16 protein-coding genes and 1 pseudogene are annotated in these 18226 nt (G+C 70.6%); 15 read left to right on the top strand and 2 right to left on the bottom strand.

All coding sequences use genetic code 11. The features are described from left to right. The first annotated feature begins 36 nt into the window (after positions 1-36). The 8 genes from QYS60_RS11040 to QYS60_RS11005 all read left to right on the top strand — a co-directional run bounded on the left by QYS60_RS11040 (position 37) and on the right by QYS60_RS11005 (position 6251). Positions 37-414: an ethanolamine utilization protein EutQ gene (locus QYS60_RS11040; RefSeq protein WP_003938143.1), complete on the top strand. Its 378-nt coding sequence runs from the start codon at positions 37-39 to the stop codon at positions 412-414. Positions 415-424: 10 nt separating this feature from the next. Next, on the top strand, positions 425-937 hold the full coding sequence (locus QYS60_RS11035; RefSeq protein ID WP_371383146.1) for a dimethylamine monooxygenase subunit DmmA family protein: 513 nt from the start codon (positions 425-427) through the stop codon (positions 935-937). Further along, positions 937-1932, top strand: coding sequence for a 2Fe-2S iron-sulfur cluster-binding protein (locus QYS60_RS11030; RefSeq protein WP_371383145.1), 996 nt, complete (start codon positions 937-939; stop codon positions 1930-1932). The genes QYS60_RS11035 and QYS60_RS11030 overlap by 1 nt, the downstream gene beginning before the upstream one ends. Beyond that, complete coding sequence (locus QYS60_RS11025) at positions 1929-2936, top strand: DUF3445 domain-containing protein (RefSeq protein WP_371383144.1); 1008 nt, start codon at positions 1929-1931, stop codon at positions 2934-2936. Before QYS60_RS11030 ends, QYS60_RS11025 begins: the two co-directional genes overlap by 4 nt. Then, on the top strand, positions 2933-3409 hold the full coding sequence (locus tag QYS60_RS11020; RefSeq protein ID WP_371383143.1) for a dimethylamine monooxygenase subunit DmmA family protein: 477 nt from the start codon (positions 2933-2935) through the stop codon (positions 3407-3409). The genes QYS60_RS11025 and QYS60_RS11020 overlap by 4 nt, the downstream gene beginning before the upstream one ends. Before the next feature lie 23 nt (positions 3410-3432). Next, the gene (locus tag QYS60_RS11015) at positions 3433-4440 is read left to right on the top strand and encodes a DUF3445 domain-containing protein (RefSeq protein WP_003938148.1); all 1008 of its coding nucleotides are present in this window, start codon (positions 3433-3435) and stop codon (positions 4438-4440) included. A gap of 71 nt (positions 4441-4511) precedes the next feature. Further along, a complete protein-coding gene (locus tag QYS60_RS11010) occupies positions 4512-5678 on the top strand; it encodes a lycopene cyclase family protein (protein ID WP_371383142.1) in 1167 nt (388 codons plus the stop codon). Between the two features lie 333 nt (positions 5679-6011). Next, positions 6012-6251, top strand: coding sequence for a WhiB family transcriptional regulator (locus QYS60_RS11005; RefSeq protein WP_017680511.1), 240 nt, complete (start codon positions 6012-6014; stop codon positions 6249-6251). A 41-nt stretch (positions 6252-6292) separates the two neighbouring features. Here the strand turns inward: QYS60_RS11005 and QYS60_RS11000 are convergent. Next, positions 6293-8303, bottom strand: a pseudogene (locus QYS60_RS11000) (SpoIIE family protein phosphatase). A gap of 97 nt (positions 8304-8400) precedes the next feature. Continuing rightward, positions 8401-9591, bottom strand: coding sequence for an NAD(P)/FAD-dependent oxidoreductase (locus tag QYS60_RS10995; protein WP_371383141.1), 1191 nt, complete (start codon positions 9589-9591; stop codon positions 8401-8403). A gap of 148 nt (positions 9592-9739) precedes the next feature. Here QYS60_RS10995 and QYS60_RS10990 point away from each other — a divergent pair, with 148 nt between their 5' ends. From QYS60_RS10990 to ndk, 7 genes are all read left to right on the top strand, one after another. Further along, entirely contained in the window at positions 9740-10354 is a 615-nt protein-coding gene (locus QYS60_RS10990) for a GNAT family N-acetyltransferase (RefSeq protein WP_371383140.1), read from the top strand. Between the two features lie 125 nt (positions 10355-10479). Next, positions 10480-10896 carry a toxin-antitoxin system YwqK family antitoxin gene (locus QYS60_RS10985; protein WP_371383139.1) on the top strand — a complete coding sequence of 139 codons (417 nt, stop codon included), beginning with the start codon at positions 10480-10482 and terminating at the stop codon, positions 10894-10896. 185 nt (positions 10897-11081) lie between these two features. Next, positions 11082-13085, top strand: a complete 2004-nt coding sequence (locus QYS60_RS10980) for a prolyl oligopeptidase family serine peptidase (RefSeq protein ID WP_371383138.1) — start codon at positions 11082-11084, stop codon at positions 13083-13085. Between the two features lie 82 nt (positions 13086-13167). Further along, positions 13168-15843, top strand: a complete 2676-nt coding sequence (locus tag QYS60_RS10975; protein WP_371383136.1) for a valine--tRNA ligase — start codon at positions 13168-13170, stop codon at positions 15841-15843. Then, on the top strand, positions 15840-17273 hold the full coding sequence (locus QYS60_RS10970) for a folylpolyglutamate synthase/dihydrofolate synthase family protein (RefSeq protein WP_371383135.1): 1434 nt from the start codon (positions 15840-15842) through the stop codon (positions 17271-17273). The genes QYS60_RS10975 and QYS60_RS10970 overlap by 4 nt, the downstream gene beginning before the upstream one ends. Beyond that, positions 17270-17695 (top strand): DUF4233 domain-containing protein, encoded by a 426-nt coding sequence (locus tag QYS60_RS10965; protein ID WP_371383134.1) that lies wholly within the window; start codon positions 17270-17272, stop codon positions 17693-17695. The genes QYS60_RS10970 and QYS60_RS10965 overlap by 4 nt, the downstream gene beginning before the upstream one ends. A 16-nt stretch (positions 17696-17711) precedes the next feature. Continuing rightward, positions 17712-18131 (top strand): nucleoside-diphosphate kinase, encoded by a 420-nt coding sequence (ndk, locus tag QYS60_RS10960; RefSeq protein ID WP_003938159.1) that lies wholly within the window; start codon positions 17712-17714, stop codon positions 18129-18131. The last annotated feature ends 95 nt before the right edge of the window (positions 18132-18226 follow it).

Here is an 18226-nt window from a genome sequence, read left to right as displayed (position 1 = left end):
CCGCCGGTGCAGCCGGCCTCGAACCCAGGAGCCTCCATGGCAGAGACCACCACCGTCCCCGCGTTCCGCGTCACCGCCGACTTCTGGAAGAGCCTGCCCCAGATGTCCACCGACGAATTCCCGGGCACCGAAGGCTTCATCGACGACGTCTACCCCAACCCCGAGGGGTCGGAGATGGCCGCCGGATACTTCAAGCTCGAGCACACCGACGCCCCCCTGGACTACCTGTACGAATACGACGAGATGAAGGTCGTCCTCGAAGGCGAGTTCCGCCTCGAGAACCTCGACACCGGCCAGGTCGCGATCGCCCGCGCCAAGGACGCGATCTTCTTCCCCAAGGGCTCACGCATCCGCTTCACCACGCCCGACGGTGCGCTGGCGTTCTACGTCGGCCAGCGCACGTTCGCGCCGTGAGGATCCGGACATGAGTGTCTGCACGGAGACGACCAGCGTCCCGCGCTGGGACGAGGAGCGGGTCGTCGCCGACGGCGGCAGGGCGGTCACCGTCCTGTCGTTCGGCGACGCCGCCACCGACCACGCCCGCCGCCTGGTGACCTCTTTCGAAGGCCGGCGGGTGAGCTGGCTACGGGCGCCCGCCACCTGGGGCGACGCGGCCGCGGAGGTCCTGCAGCGACAGCTCTCCGCGGCCCGCGTCGGCTGGCGGCTCGTCCTGGTGGGCGACGAGGCCGCCGTCCTCGCCGCCCGGGCTGTGGCCGTCGCCGCGGGGGCGCTCGACGACGAGATCCTGCCCGAGGTCCTGACCATGGACACCCGCACGGTGTACTGCGCGCACTGCCGGCACACCCACGACACCGCCGCCGCGATCGGGCAGACGAGCACGTGCCCGGGATGCGCGGCGAACCTCGTCGTCTACCACCATGTTTCGCGCCACCACGGCGCATATCTCGGCTACCAGCTCGACGCGGAGGAATGCTGATGACACTCGTATCCGACGCCGGAGCGGCCGTCCGGCGCAACGACGCGACCCTGACCCTCGCCGTCGCCGAGGTGACCACCGTCGCCACCGGTGTGCGGCACGTGCGGTTCGTCGACCCCACCGGTGCGCCACTGCCGTCGTTCACCCCGGGCAGCCACGTCGTGCTCTCCTGCGGCCCCCACGACGACGGCCGGCCCCGCCGCAATTCCTACTCCCTGACCGGTCCGGAGCTCGAACCGCAGAGCTACTCGATCTCCGTGCGGCTCGACGAGACCGGCCGGGGCGGCTCCCGCTGGGTCCACAATCTCGAGGTCGGCGACGTCGTGGAGGTCAGCCGGCCCCGCAGTGCCTTCGCGCCGATTCTCACCGCGCGCCATCACCTGCTGGTGGCCGGTGGTATCGGCGTCACACCCATCCTCTCGCACGCCCGCGCCGCCGCGCAGTGGGGCCGCTCCTTCGAGGTCCACTACACCTTCCGCGAGGGCGACGGCCCGCACCTGGGCGAGCTGCGCGAACTGTGCGGCGACCGCCTGCACACCTACCACACACCCGCGCAGCTCTGGGCCGCGCTCGGCCCGGCCCTGCTCGATCAGCCGCTCGGCACGCACCTGTACGTGTGCGGACCCGCCGGTCTGATCGACGAACTCACCGCCCGCGCCCGCGGGGCGGGGTGGCCGGACGCCCGCGTCCACTACGAGCACTTCGGTGTCGGCGACCTCGACCCCGGAGCCCCGTTCACCGCGCATCTGAACCGCACCGGGATCGACATCGCCGTGAACTCCGGCGTGAGCCTGCTCGACGCGCTCGAAACGAACGGGATTGCGGTGCCGAACCTGTGCCGGCAGGGAGTGTGCGGCGAATGCCGGATCCCGGTGACCGGCGGCGCGATCGAGCACCGCGACCTCTACCTGACCGACGCGGAGAAGCTCGCCGGCGACTGCGTGATGCCCTGCGTCTCCCGCGCCGGCGGCGACCGATTGGAGCTGGACCTGTGACTGCCGCAACCGAATTCGAGGTACTCCCGGAACGCGTCGCGCGGTTCCCGTTTCCGTTCCCCCGCGACACCTACCGCTACAGCACCAATGTCGAACCCGCCGGGACCCCCGCCGACACGGCCGCCGGCGGGTGGGGTGAGCACCCGGTCGACGTGGACGGCTTCCTCCTCGACGAACTCGCCGAACGACGGCGCGTGCTCGACGCCGACCCGGGCCGCTTCCAGGCGCTCGGGCACATGGAGGTCGCCCAGTGGGACGCGATGCTCACCCTGATGACCATGCTGGCCGAGGCGTACCCGCAGACCTTCGCGCTCGACCGCGACGGCACCGCCCGGCGGTGGAGCAACCGCGCCCTCGACCTCGAGCACGTGTTCGTCTACGGGCAGTCCGCCACCCTGCCCGAGCCACCCCTGCTGTACATCGGCCGGCAGATCCAGGAGGACGTCGTGTTGCTGGACCAGCGCGACGGCGCCCTGTGGGGCGACGCGGGCCTGGTGACGTTCGCGGCGGACTGGTCGCTGCGCTTCGACGTCGGGATGAGCTTCCTGCAGATCCACGGTCCCGTGCCCCGCATCCACACCGAGGGGGTGATCACCCGCGCCCAGTCCTTCCTCATGGGACTGCAACCCGGGCAACGGTACCGGCGCACCAACTGGACTTTGACCGTGGGCCGCCGGCTCGACACGGCCACCGAGACGTATCCCGAGTGGGGACGTGACCGGCGCCTGCTCGCCGAGGGGCCTCTCGAGGACGTCGGCCGTCGCCTGCACCTGCGGGTCGAGGTGCAGCACCTGATCCGGCTCGGCGCGTCCGGCGCGATCATGTTCCTCGTCCGCACCTACCTGCTGCCCTTCGAGGAGGTCGCGCTGGTGCCGGAATGGGCCGACCGGCTCTACCGGGTCCTCGAGGAACTGCCCGGGGACATGGCCGACTACAAGGGCCTCACCCGCACCCGCGAGCCGGGCCTGAAGTGGTTGCGCGAGTTCGGGGGTGTGCGGCCGTGAAGAACTCCGGTTTCGTCACCGGTGCGGTGCCCCCGCTCGATCCGAGTGGGCGCATCCATCTCATGTTCTGCCTCGGTGGCGGCGCCGACGCGCGGGCCGCGGTGACGGCCTGGGCGGCGGAGGCGCTCGCCGCCGGCCGCATCGCCACCGTGGTTCCGGATGCGAGCGCTGCGGAGGTGGCGCGTCTCGTGCGCGAGGCCCGCGCCGGTACCCGCGTGCTGATCGCCGGACCGCGGCGGGAAGCGATGGCGGCGACGGCTGCCGCGCGCGCCGCCGGCCTGCTGCCGTGCGAGACGACCACCTACGTCACGGCCGTCGACGGAGTACCGGTGTTCTGCCCGCACTGCGGCACGACCGGGTCCGTCGAAGCCGGACCCGGGGATGTCGTCGCCTGCGGTTCGTGCGGCCTCGACCTCGAGATCCGCCCCCATCTGTCGGGGCACCACGGTGCCTATCTCGGCGCCGTGGCCTGACACCTACCGGAAAGGAACCCCTCGTGACCGCCTCCGTCGTCAGCGACCTGTCCTGTCTGCCGTGGCCCTTCCCGCAGGGCGACAAAGTGTTTCGTTACGCCGTCAATGTCGAACCGGCACCGCGCCGCACCGGGACCGCCGCCGGGGCCTGGGGCGAGCACATCGTCGACCTGGGCAAGAGCCACGACGAGTACCTGGAGATGATGCGGTTGCGCCGCGCGATCCTCGAGGCCGACCCCGGGCGCGTGCAGATGCTGCCCCACATGACGCCGGCGTGCTGGGATCTGATGCTCTACTACATGCGCGACATGGCGGCCTCTTTCCCCGACATCATGCACTTCGACGTCGAGATCGACGGGTACCGCTGGCGCAACGATCTTCTCGGGATCGATCAGCGGTTCGTCCTCGGCGATCTGTCCACCCTGCCGGAACACCCACTGGTCTTCATCGGATGCCAGCTGCCCGACGACGTGCTGCTGGTGACCGAGCGCGACGGGCACCTGTGGTTCGACGCGGCGCTGGTCACGTCGTCCGCCGACTGGTCCGTCAAGTTCGACATCGGGATGAGCCTGCACGAGATCCACCGGCCCGTACCCGGCCTGACCTCGACCGGGGTGACCGACCGCGCCGAGCAGTTCATGCGCCGTCTCACCACGGAGCGGCCGTACCGGCGGGTGAACTGGACCTTCTCCGCGGTCGGCTCGCGGCGACGGGACACCAGCCTCGAGACGATGCCCGAATGGATGGACGACATGCCACGGCTCGTCGCCGACCGCGACTGGGGCCGCATCCAGCTGCGCATCGAACTCGAGCATCTGATCCGGTTGCCCATGACAGGGACAGTGGTGTTCAACATCCGCACCTACATGGCGCCGCTCGAGGAGATCGCGCAGGTCCCGGTATGGGCCGAACAGCTCGCCGACATCGTGGAGGAGCTGCCCGGCGAGATCGCCGCGTACAAGGGCATCGACTCCTACCGCATGCCGGCGATGGCCTGGTTGCGGGAACGGGCACGCGCACACGCGGCGTAGCACCGCACGACCGTCCCCGGCGGCCGGTACGGTGGCGAAGGAGAAGGCTCCGGCGACGGGGAGGGGCGAGCGTGCGAGCCTGGAACGAACCGGTCGACGGCGGCATCGCCGTCCTGGGGGCGGGCCTGAGCGGCCTGTCCCTGGCGGCCCATCTCGCCACCGTCCCGGCGCGGCCCGGTCCGGTGGTGCTCGTCGACGACGGCGCCCGCGACATCCGAGAAGCCGGATGGGCGTTCTGGTCCCGCCGGCCCGGACTGCTCGACACCGCCGTCTCCGCGCGGTTCGCCCGGGTCCGGGTCCACGCCGGCGGGCGGTCCCGCACCCTCGGTCTCGGCCGGTACCGGTACGACGTCGTCCGCGGCGCCGATCTGGTGTCGGTGGTCGACGAGATCACGGACGCAGTCGACGACATCGGGCTCCGCACCGGCCGCGTGATGCGCGTGCACGACGGAGCCCGTCCGCGGGTCGGCCTGTCCGACGGGACGGAACTGCACCCCGAGTGGGTCTTCGACGGCCGCGGCCCCGGCAGCGCCGACCCGGGCGACGAGACGAGCCCCGATGCCTGGCTCGACTTCCGCGGGTGGCGGATCCGCACCGAAGCGCCCCTGTTCGATCCCGACGTCCCCACCCTGTTCGACTTCCGCACCGATCAGGGCCGGGCCGCCTCCTTCGTGTACGTGCTGCCCACCGACGACCGTCGCGCCCTCGTCGAGCACACGAGTTTCGCGCACCCCGCCGCCGGGCCCGTCGGCGCCGCCGGCCACGACGACGCACTCCGGGAGTACCTGGCGGCGGTGCTCGGCGCCGACGAGGGCACCTACGTCGTGGAGGCGGACGAGTCCGCGCGGCTCCCGTTGGCGTCGCAGCCACCGGCGCGGCGCCGCGGCAACATCGTGCGGATCGGCGCCGCGGGCGGGATGCTCAAGGGCAGCAGCGGATATGCCTATCAGCGGATCCAACGCGACAGTGAGGCGCTCGCGCGCTCGCTCGCCCGGCACGGACACCCTTTCGACGTGCGCCCGGCCGCGTCCCGGTTCGCCCGGTACGACCAGGGGCTGTTGCGGGCCGTCGTCGAGCGGCCCGCGGTGCTCGAGCGCGCGTTCGCGGGCCTGTTCGACCGGTCCTCCGCGGAGCCGATCCTGCGGTTCCTCGACGAGGAGTCGTCGTGGCGCGACGAGGCGGCGCTGTTCGCGTCGCTGCCCGCGGCCCCATTGCTCAGGGCGATGGCCGGTCGCTGACCGTCCGCGGCGGTTCCGGGGTACCGCGAACAGGGGATATGTGCGTCGCGGACCGGGTCGGCCGGGGTTCCACCCCCAGTTTCGTGGATCTTCGACAAATCTCACTTTCTGTTGGCATGAATTCCGGTGGCGTGGGGTACTCCCCGGTCCATGAGATCGACGAACCGAGATGCGGCCCCTCGCGGGGGTCTCGGCGCGTGGATCGAAGTGAGCGAAAGGTCGCAGACTTTCGTTTGGTCCGCTCGCACTGCGTGTGAGCCTGCTGTCAAGGAGAGCCCCGTGCCATTGTCACCCCACCCCCTCCGGCCGACCGTCGATGTCTGGAACTGGCAGATGCAGGGCTTGTGCCGCGGTGTCGACTCGTCGGTGTTCTTCTCGCCCGACGGTGAACGGGGCCGAGCGCGGTACCAGCGGGAGTCGAAGGCCAAGGAGATGTGCCATCGGTGCCCGGTCATCGAGCAGTGCCGTGAGCACGCGCTCACGATGGGCGAACCCTACGGGGTGTGGGGTGGGATGTCGGTCGCCGAGCGGGAGAAGTACGTGCAGTCCCGGAGACGAAAGATCGCGAGCTGATCCGGGTCTTCTTCCGGCACCGACATTTCGTCGGTGCCGGTTCACGTCTGCGGGTCCCCGGAGGACTCGGCACTGCCGCCCGCATGGGGTTCGGCCCGGGCGTGGAGTCCGACCAGACTGAGCACATGATGGGCGGTGGTGCCCGGTGGGGCCACCAGGGTGACTGCGGTGTGTTGCCTGGCCGCGCGGTCCCGGGCCGTCGAGAGCAACGAGACCCCGGCGGAGCCGAGATGGGTGACCTCGCTCAGATCCACTGTCACCGAGAGTGTTCCGCCGCGTGATGCCGTGTCGAGGTATCCCTTCAGGATGGGGCGGTGTCGATGTCGACATCCCCCCGCACCGCGAGGCGACCGGGTGTGGTCTCGTCGACGGCGAAGTCGCGCGGAGGATCGGGACGACCGACGATCGCGCCGTCGGTGAATTCGGTGACGACGCGGGCGCTGCGGGTGAGCCGGAACGTCACCGTCGCAGTCGTGCCCGTGTCGTCGCAGTCGATGCGGAGATCGTCGGCGAAGAGCCGGACCATCGTCAGCCCGCGGCCGCGCCTGCCCGGCAACCGGTGGGAATCCGGGGTTTTCGCGGGGTCCTTCCAGCGGCCCCGGTCCCGTACCCGGATCCGGAGGCAGCCGTCGGCGTCGAGAATGCCGCCGATCTCGACCGGGGTGTGCTCGGCGGCGGTGTCGGGATAGGCGTGCTCGACGACGTTGGACACGAGTTCGGAGACCGCGTGCTCGACGGCCACGGTTCCCGCATCGTCGGCCCCGATGCGCACGAGCCAGTGCCGCAGCGCCGCCCGCGCGGCCTTCGGCGCCTCCCGGTCGGCGCGCAGGTGAAGATGCAGGGGATCCGGCATCGCCGTCCGCTGAGCGGCGACGATGGTCACGTCGTCGCTGTATCCGGTTTCCCGGAGCAGGAATTCGAGGATTTCCCCGCACACCCGATCCACCGTCCGGGCGCGTGTGTCCGGGATCGGGAACGAGCGGCCGGTCACGCTCAGGGCCGCCCGCTCCGCGAGTTCGGCGGTGCTCACCGGGGGCGGCCGGCCGGGACGCTCGATCAACCCGTCCGTGTAGAGCAGCACGACGTCGCCGGTAGCAAGGATGTCGGTGGCGACGGGGAACGTCGAGCCGGTGCCGATCGGCGTCGCGCCCGAGGGGGACAGGTAGCGCACCGCCCCCGCCGGGCTCGCCACCAGCGGCGGGGGATGCCCGCCGGTGCAGTAGCAGACTCGGCCGGTGGCGGTGTCGAGCACGACGACACAGACCGTCGCGGTGCGGGCGCCGGGGACGTGCGCCGAGAAGGCGTCGAGAGTGGACAGGGCGCCGGTGACGTCTGCACCCGCGAGGATCTGCTGGCGCAGCACCGCCCGGAGTTGTCCCATCACGGCGGCGGCCTCGACGCCGTGCCCGACGACGTCCCCGGTGATGAGCGCGAGCTCGCCGTTCGGGAGGGCCAGCGCGTCGAACCAGTCGCCGCCGGCGGCCGTGTCCTCCGCGGCGACCAGGTAGGCCGCCGCCACCTCGGCTCCCGGCACGACCGGAACGGACGGCGCCAGCAGGGCGTGCTGCATCACCGTCACCGCGTCGCGGGCTTGCTCGTACTTCTCCGACATCAGCTGGGCCCGGGCCTCGGCGACGTGCCTGGCCAGGACGCTCTCGGTCACGTCGGAGGCGAAGAAGAGCAGGCCGGCGACGCCGCAGCCGGGGTCGCGGCAGGGAGCGATGGTGAAGTCGAAGTAGCGCTCGCGCACTACTCCGCTACCGTCGGTGTCGATCTGCATGCGCCAGTCCTTGGCGGTCTCGGCGACGCCGGTCGCCGCCACCCGGTCGAGCAGTTCGAAGAACTGCTGACCCTCGAGTTCGGGGACGACCTCGCGCACCGGCCGGCCGAGGAGATCGTCCCGGCCGAGGAGCGCACGGTAGGCGGCATTGGTCGCGACGTACACATGATCGTGTCCCTGCCACGCCCCGAGAGCGAACGGCAGCGCCTCGAACACGCGGAGAACCGTGTCCGGCTCTCCGGTGCCGAGAACAGGTCCTCGTCGTCCGGCATGACGTGTACCTTCTTCGGTCCCCGCGGTGCGGCGTCACCTTCAGTTCTATACCCCGTCGGGGCTTCGGTACAGCGGCGTGCCCGCCGGTGCGGTTCGTCAGCGCATCTCTCCGGCGCCGACGTACGGGTTCAGGCTGGCGAGCGGTTTGCCTTCGGCGAAACGCGAATACCGGAAGTTGGTGCCGTCGACGGCGGGGTCGCTGCTGATGCCGTCGAGCAGGAGGTCGGCGGCGAGCCGGCCGACGGCGGGGGAGATCTTGTAACCGTGGCCGCTGAAGCCCACGAGCAGGAACAGTCCCGGCGCCGGGGACGGGCCGATGATCGGGTTGTAGTCGGGTGTGGTGTCGTAGCATCCCGCATATGACGAGGCGAGTCGCGGATCGGGCATGGCGGGCAGCAGCCGGTCGAGCTTCGCGACGGCGGATTCCACGAACGGGTCGTCGGCGCGATTGACGTAGTCGTCCGGGTCCGCCCATTCCGGCGCGGAGTGGTCGCTGTTGCCCACCAGCAGGTCCCCGTTGGGCTCGCGGCGGATGTACTGGAGATTCACCAGGTCGGAGAAGGTGGGTATGTCGGGGGTGGGTTCGCCCTGGTCGACGAGCAGCAGTTGTTCCCGCTGGGCCCGGATCGGGAGGTCCACGCCGGCGGTCGCGCCGAGTGCCGGTGACCACACGCCGGTCGCGAGCACGACGGTGCCCGCGTGGATTTCGGAGCCGTCCGCGAGCTGCACCCCGTAGACCTCGCCGCCCTCGCGCTGCAGGAGGGAGGTGACGGGGGTGCTCTGGCGCACTCGCACGCCGAGGCTTCGGGCGCGGGTGCCGTAGGCCATTCCGGTCATGTAGGCGTCGCCGTGGCCGCCGAGGGGTTCGTACGCGAAGGCTGCGAAGGGATCGAGGGCGATCCCTGGTAGCAGGCGGCGGACCTCGTCGGCGTCGATCGTCTCGACGGGCACTCCGAGAGCGCGGTGCATCTCGACGTTGGCGGCGAGCGGGGCGGTGTTCTCGGGCCCGACGCCGACGACGTATCCGGTCTGCCGGAAGCCGATGTCGGCGCCGAAGATCGCCTCGGCTTCGGAGAACACCTGCACGCCGTGCCAGGCCATCGCGGCCAGCGACGGAACGCCGTAGTGGCAGCGGACGATGCCGCTGGACTTGCCGGTCATGCCGGAGCACATCGTCCCGCGTTCCAGCACCAGGACGTCCGTTTCGCCGCGCTCGGCGAGAGACCAGGCCGCAGCCAGGCCCTCGAGTCCGCCGCCGACGATGACGATGTTCGCGGTTTCGGTCATCGTGTTTCCTCACAGCTCGCACTTGGTAGTTTCTTACAGAGAAACATTGTTGCATCAAATGAAACATCGGTCACCCGCTCGGTGTGACAACGGCGTAAAACCTGCTGGGCGGCAACGATGCTCCTTCGAGGCCGGTAGCCTCGTCCGCATGGCCCCTGTCGTCCGCCCGGTCACCCGACGGGACATACCGGTCTTCGCCCGCACCCTCGCCGACGCGTTCTTCGACGATCCGGTGATGATGTGGATGTGGCCCGACGACGAGCGCCGGCGCCGAGGTCTGCCCCGCATGTTCGCCGTCGAGGCGAGGCATCACCTGCTGTCGCACGGCGGACTCGAGATCGCCGAGGGGCCGGACGGGTCCGCCGGGGGCGCGACCATGTGGGCGCCGCCGGGTCGCTGGAAAGCCACGGGGTGGCGGTCCGTGCTGGTCACGGCGGGGATGATCCGTGCGCTCGGGAGCCGGGCCCGCGTCGGCGCCGAGGTCGACGGCGCGCTCGACGATGCGCACCCGGCCGAGCCGCACTGGTACCTCTCCGCCATCGGAACCGGAAATGCCGCGCGTGGTGGGGGTTTCGGAAAGGCGCTGCTGCGTTCGCGGCTGGACCGCTGTGACGCCGACGGGGTGCCCGCGTATCTCGAGTCGAGCAAGGAGAAGAACATCTCCTATTACGAACGGTTCGGGTTCCGGGTCACCGGCGAGATCGCCGTCCCGAACGGTGGGCCGACCCTGTGGAAGATGTGGCGCGAACCCGTCACGCCGTGACCCGGCGGATCCCTTGATATGCAAGCAGTCGCTTGCATATAGTCGGTGTCTGTGAGTGATGTCTCGCGGATCGCCGCAGGACCGAACTGCGCATGCGAAGCCCCGGCCCGGCTCGGGGGTACGGGGTGAGCGCGCCCCTCGAGCGTCCGAACGCGGTGGACGGTCACGGCCGCAGGACCGGCGAATGGGCGGAGCCCGACCCGCACGGCGGGCTGATGGTGGGCACTTACGTCGACGGCGAGCGTCACGGGACGTGGCGGCACTTCTCCGCCGGTGGGGCGCTACGTTCCGAGGGTGGTTACGACCGCGGCGTCCTGCACGGTCCCTGGACCTGGTACCGCGCCACCGGCGGTCTGCTGCAGCGCGGTGCATTCGCCCACGGTGACAAGCACGGCCACTGGGAACGCTGGACGGCGGCGGGGACACTCGTCGACAGCGGACACTGGGAGCACGGCAGGAAGACCGGCGAGTGGACCTACTACGACACCGACGGGAGCATCAGGAAGACGACCACCCACCGGCCGAGGTCGCCGCGCGGGTGACCGCCCGGATGGCTCTCGGGAAGGAAGCAGACGATGGACCGGCAGGAGGTCGACCGTGGGGCCTGTGCACATGCGGCGCCGGCGAGGGCGCAGACCGCAGTGCCGGTCGGCAGGGGCATTCGCCGTCCGAAACGGCAGTGCCGGCTCCCCGGTGACAGCCCCGGCGCGCACTACCCTCGGGCACCATGACCGCATTCGACGACCTCGACGACTATCTGGCTCTCCCGCGCGTCACCGCGCTCGCGCTGGCGCCGGACGGGAACCGTGTCGTGATCGCCCAGTCCACCCCGGACGAGGAGGGGACGGGGTACGTCGGGGCGTTGTGGGAGGTCGACCCGCACGGACAGGAGCCCGCCCGGCGGCTCACGTGGGGCGCGAAGGGCGAGTCGGGCCCCGTCTTCACCGCCACCGGTGACCTGCTGTTCACCGCCGCCCGGACCGACGGGACGGACGGCGACGGCGCCCCGGCCGCACTGTGGCGGCTGCCGGCAGCCGGTGGCGAAGCGCAGCGCGTGGTCTCCCGCAAGGGCGGGGTACGCGCAGTGCACGCGGCGCGGGCCGCCGACCGGATCGTGGTGACGGCGGACGTGCTCGGCCGCACCGACGGCGACGACCAACGGATCCGGGACGCCCGCAAGAAGCACAAGATCTCCGCCGTGTTGCACACCGGATACCCGATCCGGCACTGGGATCACGACCTCGGGCCGGCCGAGCCGCACCTGCTCGCCCTCGCGGACGGCCCCGACGCGCCGCTGTCGGACCTGACCCCGGGACCCGGGGGCGCGCTGCACGAGGCCACCCTCGACCTCGCCCCGGACGGCACGTTCGTCGTCACCACCTGGTCGGTGCCCGGAGCACTCGCATCCCGCCGCACCACCCTGGTGCGCATCGACACCGACACCGGACTGCGCACGGTCCTCGTCGACGACGAGACCGCCGACGTGTTCGCTCCCGCGATCTCACCGGACGGCACCCGGGTCGCGTTCCTGCACGAGACGCACTCCGACCCCGAGACCGCGCCGAGAATCACGCTGCGGCTGTTCGATCTTCGTTCGGGGGACACGACGCTCCTGGTGCCCGGGTGGGACCGGTGGCCGACGTCCGTCGTCTGGCGTCCCGACTCCCGAGCGCTGCTCGTGACCGCCGACGAACACGGCCGCGCGCCGATCTTCCAGGTCGCGTTGTGGGCCGACGTTCCCACCCCGTTGACCACCGACCCGGCCGCCTACACCGACCTGCGCGTCGCACCCGACGGAACGTGCGTCTACGCCCTGCGCGCGGCCTACGACGCCCCGCCGCACCCGGTGCGGATCCCGCTGGACGGCTCCGGCGCCGTCACCGCTCTGCGCGCTCCCGCCGAGCTACCGGACCTCCCCGGCCGTCTCACGGAACTGACCACGGCCGCCGACGACGGCACCCCGCTGCGGGCCTGGCTGGCCCTGCCGGCCACCGCCGATCCCGACGCCCCCGCGCCGCTGCTGCTGTGGATCCACGGTGGCCCCCTCGGCTCCTGGAACACCTGGTCGTGGCGATGGAACCCGTGGCTGCTCGTCGCCCGCGGCTACGCCGTGCTGCTCCCGGATCCCGCCCTGTCCTCCGGATACGGGCAGGACTTCGTCCAGCGCGGGTGGGGCAGATGGGGCAAGGAGCCCTATACCGACCTGATGGCGCTGACCGACGCCGCGATCGAACTCCCCGTGATCGACGCCGACCGCACCGCCGCGATGGGCGGCTCCTTCGGCGGATACATGGCCAACTGGGTGGCCGGGCACACCGACCGCTTCCGGGCGATCGTCACCCACGCGAGCCTGTGGGCTCTCGACCAGTTCGGACCCACCACGGACTCGGCCTGGTACTGGGCTCGGGAGATGACCCCCGAGATGGCGGTGGAGAACTCACCCCACCTGTACGTCGCCGACATCGTCACCCCCATGCTGGTGATCCACGGCGACAAGGACTACCGCGTGCCGATCGGGGAGGGCCTGCGACTGTGGTACGAACTGCTGTCCGAGTCGGGGGCACCCGCCGCCGAGGACGGCTCCACCGTGCACCGCTTCCTCTACTTCCCCGACGAGAACCACTGGGTGCTCGGCCCCCAGCACACGAAGATCTGGTACGAGGTGGTCGAGGCGTTCCTCTCCGAACACGTACTCGCGCGTCCCCGGGCGCTGCCCGAGGTGCTGGGCTGAACCGAACCCGCAGGCCGGCGGCCCCGATCCGGGTCCGTGGGGCGTGTTCAGGCGGTTTGCCTCCGCTGACTACGATTGCGGGGTGACCAGTGCGCCAGAGAACCACCAGAACCCCGCCGACGCCCTCCCCAAGAGCTGGGACCCCAGCGCCGTAGAGGACGAGCTGTACCAGGGCTGGGTGGACGCCGGTTACTTCGCCGCCGATCCGTCCAGCGACAAGCCCGGTTACTCGATCGTGCTGCCGCCGCCGAACGTCACCGGCAGCCTGCACATGGGTCACGCACTCGACCACACCCTCATGGACGCGCTCTCGCGCCGCAGACGCATGCAGGGCTACGAGGTGCTGTGGCTGCCCGGCATGGACCACGCCGGCATCGCCACCCAGACCGTCGTCGAGAAGCAGCTCGCGGTGGACGGGAAGACCAAGGAGGACTTCGGTCGCGAACTGTTCGTCGACAAGGTCTGGGACTGGAAGCGCGAATCCGGCGGCACCATCCAGGGGCAGATGCGCCGTATCGGGGACGGCGTCGACTGGTCCCGCGACCGGTTCACCATGGACGAGGGACTCTCGCGGGCCGTGCAGACGATGTTCAAACGGCTCTACGACGACGGGCTGATCTACCGCGCCGAGCGACTGGTGAACTGGTCGCCCGTGCTGCAGACCGCGATCTCCGACATCGAGGTCAAGTTCGAGGAGGTCGAGGGCGAACTCGTCTCGTTGCGCTACGGCTCCCTGAACGACGCCGAGCCGCACGTGATCGTCGCCACCACCCGGGTCGAGACCATGCTCGGTGACACCGCCGTCGCGGTGCACCCGGACGACGAGCGCTACAAGCACCTGGTCGGCACCACCCTCGAGCACCCCCTCACCGGCCGGCGGATCCCCGTGATCGCCGACGAGTACGTCGACCCCGAATTCGGCACCGGCGCCGTCAAGATCACCCCCGCCCACGATCCCAACGACTTCGAGATGGGCGTGCGGCACAACCTGCCGATGCCCACCATCATGGACAAGGCCGGCCGGATCGCCGACACCGGAACGCCATTCGACGGCATGGACCGGTTCGAGGCGCGGGTCCGGGTGCGCGAGGCGCTGGCCGAGCAGGGGCGGGTCGTCGCCGAGAAGCGTCCCTACCTGCACAGCGTCGGTCATTCCGAGCGCAGCGGCGAGACGATCGAGCCCCGGCTGTCGATGCAGTGGTGGGTCAAGGTCGATGCGCTCGCCAAGGCTGCGGGCGACGCGGTCCGCAACGGCGACACCGTGATCCACCCGGCCAGCCAGGAGCCGCGCTGGTTCGCGTGGGTCGACGACATGCACGACTGGTGCATCTCGCGGCAGTTGTGGTGGGGTCACCGCATCCCGATCTGGTACGGCCCGGACGGCGAGGTCGCGTGCTTCGGACCGGACGAGACCGCCCCCGAGGGCTGGGAACAGGATCCCGACGTCCTCGACACCTGGTTCTCCTCGGGCCTGTGGCCCTTCTCCACGATGGGCTGGCCGGACAAGACGCCGGAGCTCGAGAAGTTCTATCCCACCAGCGTTCTCGTCACCGGATACGACATCCTGTTCTTCTGGGTGGCCCGGATGATGATGTTCGGCCTGTACGTGGCGAACGACGAGGCGATCACCGCCGGCGGGAAGTCCGGCGTCCAGGTGCCGTTCAAGGACCTGTTCCTGCACGGCCTCGTGCGCGACCAGTTCGGCAAGAAGATGTCCAAGTCGCGCGGCAACGGCATCGATCCGCTGGACTGGGTGGAGCGGTACGGCGCCGACGCGCTGCGCTTCACCCTGGCCCGCGGCGCGAACCCGGGTAGCGACCTCGCCGTGGGCGAGGACCACGCGCAGTCCTCCCGCAACTTCGCCAACAAGCTGTTCAACGCGACCAAGTTCGCCCTCATGAACGGCGCGGTCGTCACCGAGCTCCCGGCGCGCGCTGCCCTCACCGACGCGGACCGGTGGATCCTCGACCGGCTCGAGCGGGTCCGCGCCGACGTCGACGAGGCGTTCGAGCGCTTCGAATTCTCCAAGGCGTGCGAGGCGCTCTACCACTTCGCGTGGGACGAGGTGTGCGACTGGTATCTCGAGCTCGCCAAGGTGCAGCTGGCCGACGGCAGCGAGTACGCGCAGGGCACCAAGGCGGTCCTCGGTAACGTTCTCGACCAGCTGCTCCGTCTGCTGCATCCGGTGATCCCGTTCGTCACCGAAACCCTCTGGAAGGTGCTCACCGGCGGCGAATCCGTGGTCGTCGCGTCCTGGCCGAGCGCCACCGGCGTCGAGCCCGACGTTGACTCCGCGCGTCGCATCGAGGATCTGCAGAAGCTCGTCACCGAGGTCCGCCGTTTCCGCAGCGACCAGGGCCTCAAGCCGTCGCAGAAGGTCGCCGCGCGCCTCGCCGAGATCGACGCAGCCGACCTGGCCGCGCAGGTGCCGGCCGTACGGTCACTCGCGCGGCTGACCGAGCCGGGGGAGGAGTTCGCCGCCACCGCCGCCATCGAGGTGCGCCTGTCCGGTGCCACCGTCACCGTGGAACTGGACACCTCCGGCACCGTCGACGTGGCGGCCGAGCGGGCCCGCCTGGGCAAGGACCTCGCGGTCGCAGAGAAGGAACTCGCGGGCACGTCCGCCAAGCTCGGCAACGAGGCTTTCCTCGCCAAGGCGCCCGCGGCGGTCGTGGAGAAGATCACCGCCCGCAGACAGATCGCGGAGGAGGAGATCGCGCGGATCACCGCGCGCCTGCAGGAACTGGGGTCGGCGTGAGCGAGGACCGGTCCGCGGCCACCCCGGCGAAGCCGTCGCCGGTCGACCTGGCCGAGCTGACCCTGGTCGAGGCCGAACTCGACAAGCGCTGGCCCGAAACGAAGATCGAGCCTTCGCTGACCCGGATCGCGGCGCTGATGGATCTGCTCGGATCCCCGCAGCGCAGCTATCCGGCCATCCAGATCGCCGGCACGAACGGTAAGACGTCGGTGAGCCGGATGATCGACGCCCTGCTGACCCGGTTGCACCGGCGCACCGGCCGCACCACGAGCCCGCACCTGCAGCTGGCCACGGAGCGCATCAGCATCGACGGGGCGCCGGTCTCCCCGCGCACCTACGTCGACACCTATCGCGAACTCGAGCCGTACGTCGCGATGATCGACGCACAGTCGCAGGCCGCGGGCGGCCCGGCGATGAGCAAGTTCGAGGTGACCACGGCCATGGCATTCGCCGCGTTCGCCGAGGCCCCCGTCGACGTCGCCGTCGTCGAGGTGGGACTCGGTGGCACCTGGGACGCCACCAACGTCGTCGATGCGCAGGTCGCGGTCATCACCCCGATCGGGCTCGACCACACCGAATACCTCGGACCCGACCTCACGACGATCGCGGGGGAGAAGGCCGGGATCATCAAGAAGGCACCCGACGACGGGCTCGTGCCCCGCGACACCGTCGCAATCCTGGCCCAGCAGGAACCCGAGGTGATGGAGGTGCTGCTGCGCCGGGCCGTGGAAGCGGATGCCGCTGTCGCGCGCGAAGGCTCCGAGTTCCAGGTCCTGGCCCGGCGCATCGCCGTAGGCGGGCAGCAACTCGAGCTGCAAGGCCTCGGCGGGGTGTACACCGACATCTTCCTGCCGCTGCACGGCGAGCACCAGGCCCGCAACGCCTCGCTCGCGCTCGCCGCCGTGGAGGCGTTCTTCGGTGCCGGCGCCGACCGGCAGCTCGACGCCGACGCGGTGCGCGCGGCGTTCGCCTCGGTGCTCAACCCGGGCCGGCTCGAACGGGTGCGCAGCGCTCCGACGGTGTTCCTCGACGCCGCCCACAACCCCCACGGTGCGAAGGCTCTCGCTGCCGCCCTCGCCGACGAGTTCGACTTCCGCAAGCTGGTCGGGGTGGTGTCGGTGATGGCCGACAAGGATGTGCCCGGTCTGCTCGACGCCCTCGAGCCGGTGTTCGACGAGATCGTCGTGACCCACAACGGCTCGCCGCGGGCGATGGACGTCGACGAGCTCTCCGACCTGGCCGTGGCACGGTTCGGCGACGAACGCGTGGTCGTCGCGCCGACACTGCCCGACGCCCTCGAGACCGCCATCGCCATCGCCGAGGAGGTCGCCGAGCCGGGTGAGGCAGTATCGGGGGCGGGTGTCGTGGTCACCGGTTCGGTGGTGACCGCCGGCGCCGCCCGCACTCTCCTCGGAAAGGACCCCGCGTGAGCGAGGCAGCTGACAACTCCGCCGCATCGCCGGACCGGGACTCCGCCGTCCGGCCCCCCGCGAAGGACCCGTGGAAGGGGCTGCGGGGCGTCATGGCCGGCACGCTCGTCCTCGAAGCCATCGTGGTCCTGCTGGTGCTGCCGGTCGTCGCGGTCGTCGGTGGGGGACTCACGTGGCTCTCGGGTGGCTACATCGTGCTCCTCGCCGTCGCGATGATCGCGGGCGCCGGGCTGCAGGGCCGGCTCTGGGCGCTCCGGTACAACCTCGCGCTGCAGGTGCTGACCCTGCTGGGGTTCTTCGTCGACCTCTCGCTCGGCATCGTCGGCGTGATCTTCAGCGTGGTGTGGGGCTACATCCTGTACCTGCGCAAGGACATGAAGGACCGCGAGGCGCGGGGCCTGCTACCGGGGCAGCGGGGCTGACCACTACGCTGTGCGCGTGACTGAGCGGACCCTGGTACTGATCAAGCCCGACGGCGTGGCCCGTCGTCATGTCGGCGAGATCCTCTCGCGCATCGAGCGCAAGGGACTCGACATCGTGGCACTCGAGCTGCGCACCGCCACCGAGGAGGTGGCCGCCGCCCACTACGCCGAGCACGAGGGCAAACCCTTCTATCCCGGCCTGATCGAGTTCATCACCGCGCGGCCGCTGGTCGCGGCGGTCCTCGAGGGGCCCCGGGCCATCGCCGCATTCCGCCAGCTCGCGGGCGGCACCGACCCCGTCGAGAAGGCCGTACCCGGTTCCATCCGCGGTGATCTCGGGCTCGACGCCGGAGAGAACCTGGTGCACGGTTCCGACTCGGTGGAGTCGGCCGAGCGTGAGATCGCTCTGTGGTTCCCGGCCCTCGCCGGGTCCTGATTCATCCGTCGACCTACGTGCCACGGCGCCCTTCGGGGCGCCGTTGGCGTGTTCACGGACCTCTGTGTGGGATACTGAGGTAGGTCGCTCCGCTT

The sequence above is a fragment of the Rhodococcus sp. GXMU-t2271 genome (genome assembly GCF_041414735.1).
In the GTDB taxonomy this organism is placed as follows: domain Bacteria; phylum Actinomycetota; class Actinomycetes; order Mycobacteriales; family Mycobacteriaceae; genus Rhodococcus; species Rhodococcus indonesiensis.
This window is presented reverse-complemented; position numbering and strand designations above follow the sequence as displayed.